Here is a 923-nt window from a genome sequence, read left to right as displayed (position 1 = left end):
CAGCGCGAAGCGGGTCACCGCGTCCGGGTGGTCGGCGATCTTGTCGGCGAGCACGTCGAGCCGGTGCCGCCCGGCCCCGATCGGGGCGCAGATCGCCGCGTCGTACTCGCCGGTGGCGGCTCCGGCGGCGGCCGCGCCGTTGGAGAGCACGTCGACGACGACGGCGTCGGGCAGGTGCGCGCGCAGCCAGCCCCGGCACTGGGTGGACGCCTGCGGGTGGGCGGCGACGCTGCGCACGTGCGGGAGCGTCGTGCCGGGCCGCGCGGCGAGCACGAACTCGACCGGCAGGACCACCTCACGGGTGATCACCAGGGGTTCGCCCTCGGCGAGCTCGTCCAGGGTCACCCCGACCGCGCCGCCGATCGAGTTCTCCAGCGGCACCAGGGCCGCGTCCGCCTCCCCGGTCCGTACGCCCTCCAGCGCCTCGGGGACGCTGCGGGCCGGCGTGCGGCTGCCCCGCTCGGCGGCGGGGATGCTCTTCAACGCCTGCTCGGCGAAGGTGCCCTCCGGCCCGAGATAGACGAAGCGCGTAGGCGGTGTTCCCGGCATGGCGACAGCCTACGCACCCGGTACGCCGAGCGACCCGCCCTCGCAGACGCGCGTCCGGATGCCGGGCGGCCCGGCGGCGCGGACCTCGGCGGTGCAGACGTCGGTGCCGGCGGTGACCAGTCGCGGGGCGCCCGGCCGGCCCTGGGTGATCACCTGGAGCGTCTCGTGCCCGGTCACGTCGAGCACGGTGTAGTGCCACTCGCCGGCGCAGAGCGGCCCGGTCCGCACCCGGACCCGGACGCCGTTCGGCAGCACGCCACCCCGGCCCCGCACCAGGTCGACGATCCGCGCTCCCGAGGGGCCGTCCGGGCACGGGACCGCGACCAGGCCGGGGTCGACCGTGGGGGTGATCCCTCCGGCGCCGGGCAGGCCGG

2 protein-coding genes are annotated in these 923 nt (G+C 77.2%); both read right to left on the bottom strand.

Annotated features, from left to right (window positions below):
- Positions 1 to 549 (bottom strand): prephenate dehydratase domain-containing protein (locus tag F6X68_RS32835; RefSeq protein ID WP_305069302.1); only part of this gene is annotated, 549 nt, incomplete at its 3' end.
- Positions 550 to 558: 9 nt separating this feature from the next.
- Positions 559 to 923: hypothetical protein (locus F6X68_RS33830; RefSeq protein WP_192581658.1), on the bottom strand; the 365-nt coding region annotated here is incomplete at its 5' end.

The sequence above is a fragment of the Micromonospora sp. AMSO12t genome (assembly GCF_008806585.1).
Taxonomy (GTDB): domain Bacteria; phylum Actinomycetota; class Actinomycetes; order Mycobacteriales; family Micromonosporaceae; genus Micromonospora; species Micromonospora reichwaldensis.
The sequence above is the reverse complement of the archived record's forward strand: the minus strand, read 5'-3'. Positions and strand labels throughout refer to the sequence as shown.